Raw genomic sequence first — 3,094 nt, 5'->3', positions numbered from 1 at the left:
TTATATATAAACCTGTTTTAAACCTTTTATAACTTAACAATTATTCTTCCTTTTATCTTGCTCTCTAAAATATTTGTGAGAGTAGAAGGTAATTCATTCAGGGTGATTTCTTTACCTATATCACTTAATAGCGTCTCTGGTTTATAATCACTTGCCATTCGCTCCCAAAGAAATTTCCGGGTTGACATTGGACAGTATACGGAATCTATTCCCAGCAAATTAACGCCACGTAAAATGAAAGGAAAAACAGTTGTTGGAACATTTGTCCCCCCAGTTAAACCACTTACTGCTACAGCACCTCCATATTTTGTGTTGCTTAAAATAGCTGAAAGGGTTTTTCCTCCAACAGGATCAACAGCACCCGCCCACTTTTGCATCCCTAGCGCAGAAATTTTTTCGGGGGTTACTTCTTCTCGAGAAATAATTCTACTTGCACCGATACTCTTTAAATATTCATGTTCTTTGTCTTTTCCCGTACTTGCTACAACTGAGTAACCAAGTTTTGAAAGAATAGCTACCGCAAGGCTTCCAACACCACCAGTAGCACCTGTAACAAGGATTTCCCCTCTATCGGGAGTTATACCATTTTGATGCAAACGTAAAATTGATAATGCAGCAGTAAATCCAGCTGTCCCATAAGCCATTGCTTCTTTCGGTGTTAGACCTTCTGGAAGATGCACGATCCAATCTGCATTTAATTGTGCATATTCACTAAAACCTCCAAAATGGCTAACACCAATTTCATAGCTTGTTGCAATCACTTTATCTCCTTCTTTAAACCGAGGATCTTTAGAAGAAACAACAGTTCCAGCTATGTCAATACCAGGTATAAAAGGATATTTATTTACAATTTTTCCATTTGGGATTGAAGCAAGTCCATCCTTATAATTGACACTAGAATATTCAACATGAATAATGACGTTTCCTTCATTTAGGTCTTCAATTTTTAAAGATTTGACTTGAACAGAAAAATCATTATCAACTTTATCGACAATTAATGCCTTAAACTCCAAAGCCAAGAAAATCCCTCCCTAAAATAAATTAACTGTTTTCAACTTCCAATAGATAAATTTATTTCTTTAATGCTTGAAATTATATATGGGACAACGAGAAGAATAGAGGAAATAAAAATTAATAATCTCTCAACAATATTCATTGCGTTTAATAAAATAGCCTTGCAATTCTGAGACCACTACAAATATTCCAAGTATAGAAAAAGTTATCGTTATACTTATATCAATAACCGATCCTGATATTGGTAATATTTCAGGACCTTAGAAAATAATGAAGGGAACAATAAATCCTGCAACACCAAATCTGAAGGAAGTAATACCCGTCTGTATTGGATTAGAATAAGTCAATGAGGCTCCAGCAAAAGCGGCTACCATGACCGAAGGTTTGATTGCTGAAATGACTCCAAAATATAAAACAAACATAAGGTCAGCCAATGGGGAACACCCATTTGTGATCTTCTGCAAAACAGAACCAAAAAATAATAAAAACAAAAACAAATTTGCAACCGCCTTAACAAGTATGGTAAATATCCCCTCTATTGTTAAATAAATAACTTGGATCATTCTTTCATAGCTCATCCCGAATCCTGGAATTTTCCTGAAAAATAAGGACCTTCAAATACATACACAATAGAAAAAAAGCATTGCCCAACCGATAGATCGCCGAATAGCTTCAATTAACAACACACTATAGCAATTTCGCAAAGAATAATATCTGCCATTTCCGGCTGGCCTCCTCTGTATACTAGGTCTTCATGCTTCACCCCTGCCAATTCTTTTACCTTTAACGTCTAGCAAAAGACTTAATATCTGAATAAGCTTTTACAATGAAACTAATATAGAGAGGAACGGTCATTGCCATTGCGCACAAATTTCCTACCCGCACCTTTCCCTCATTCTCTTACAATTTAAAGCATCGTAGGAATGATAAAAAGTTTAAATAACAATTTGCGCTGATCATCCTTTAATAAATTTACATTTTCTGATGCACCTCCGCTCGGAAATACATTCATTGTTATTCCTTCAATATTTTTATTTACTAAATAGGCGTAAGCACACATCAAACCGTACCATGTTCCTCCCTATCCGGCTTTAAACACGGTAACTTTGCTGTCAGCTTTGTTAAAACCCTGTTTTTCAAAGATTGCCTGAGTTTCTTCATCTATTTTTACTCCCGTAAGCCTTTATAATATATCAATGAGTGAAGACTCAGGATGTTACAAGATAATTGTTGTGCTTTCATTTTCACTAGAGTAATTCAATTTAAGGAATGAATAATAATCTATTTTCACCTTCCACAAATAATTTTAATCAGCTATTAAATTATCGAATTTGGTTGTTATTATTTGATCGGCGCACTCGGTTCAATTTCATTTTCAGGTAAGCAATCACTAAAAGATGCATTGCCATTTTCTAAATGTGTTTTAAAACCTTCAAACGTCGTTCCTGGTTCTAATCTATAAAAAGTAAATTGCTCCTCCTGAGCTCTTGTATAAGAAAGCTCACAAAGCATACTAGGGGGTGCACACAAAACTTTTACTCCCCTATCAACCATCCATTTAACAGTGGCTCCTCTTCTCCCCTCAGTTTGCCCTAAAGCTGGATTTGGAGAATCTGAGAATTCTTTCGTATTAGTATCATAGATCCTTGCAATTTCTCCCTCAATAATTGGAACAATTGTTTCTTTGTCACTAGCTAGTATCATACCTATTAACATATTAATAACCTCCCGATATTATTTATTTTTCACTTTGATTATAGGATAATCATAATAGTAAGAAAATTAGGGTTTTAATTCTTTCAATAATTTTTACCTATCAATAAATGAAATAAGTATTATCCAAGCCTGTTTTTTCTCTTATTACTAAGATTTGTTTGGATTATATATACCGTAGCTGTTAAAATGATCAACAATGTCGATGTTGCTGCTAAAGTCGGATCAACATTATGCCTCATTTGTTCCCACATTACTTTTGGAAGGGTTGGATTGCTTGACCCAGCAATAAAGATTGTTATAACAATTTCATCTAAGGAAGTTATAAAAGCAAACAATGCACTTGCAATAACAGCTTGTTTTATAT

General features: G+C 34.5%; 5 protein-coding genes. All 5 read right to left on the bottom strand.

Features of this window, described 5'->3' with window-relative positions; all coding sequences use genetic code 11:
• Positions 1–26: 26 nt before the first annotated feature.
• The gene (locus tag V7149_RS05120) at positions 27–1,019 is read right to left on the bottom strand and encodes an NADPH:quinone oxidoreductase family protein (protein WP_335344573.1); all 993 of its coding nucleotides are present in this window, start codon (positions 1,017–1,019) and stop codon (positions 27–29) included.
• 255 nt (positions 1,020–1,274) lie between these two features.
• Positions 1,275–1,577, bottom strand: coding sequence for a hypothetical protein (locus tag V7149_RS05115; protein WP_335344572.1), 303 nt, complete (start codon positions 1,575–1,577; stop codon positions 1,275–1,277).
• Positions 1,578–1,921: 344 nt separating this feature from the next.
• Positions 1,922–2,077: a hypothetical protein gene (locus V7149_RS05110; protein WP_335344571.1), complete on the bottom strand. Its 156-nt coding sequence runs from the start codon at positions 2,075–2,077 to the stop codon at positions 1,922–1,924.
• 278 nt (positions 2,078–2,355) lie between these two features.
• Positions 2,356–2,730: a hypothetical protein gene (locus V7149_RS05105; protein ID WP_335344570.1), complete on the bottom strand. Its 375-nt coding sequence runs from the start codon at positions 2,728–2,730 to the stop codon at positions 2,356–2,358.
• Positions 2,731–2,849: 119 nt separating this feature from the next.
• The coding region (locus tag V7149_RS05100) for an ABC transporter permease (RefSeq protein ID WP_438824084.1) at positions 2,850–3,094 on the bottom strand (245 nt) is incomplete at its 5' end.

The organism is Bacillus sp. JJ1503, from assembly GCF_036965125.1.
Lineage (GTDB): Bacteria > Bacillota > Bacilli > Bacillales > Cytobacillaceae > Cytobacillus.
This window is presented reverse-complemented; position numbering and strand designations above follow the sequence as displayed.

Excerpts from the sequence above, each read along its gene's own strand:
- V7149_RS05115 (WP_335344572.1), bottom strand. The coding sequence starts at position 1,577 with ATGATCCAAGTTATTTATTTAACAATAGAGGGGATATTTACCATACTT.
- V7149_RS05105 (WP_335344570.1), bottom strand. The coding sequence starts at position 2,730 with ATGTTAATAGGTATGATACTAGCTAGTGACAAAGAAACAATTGTTCCA.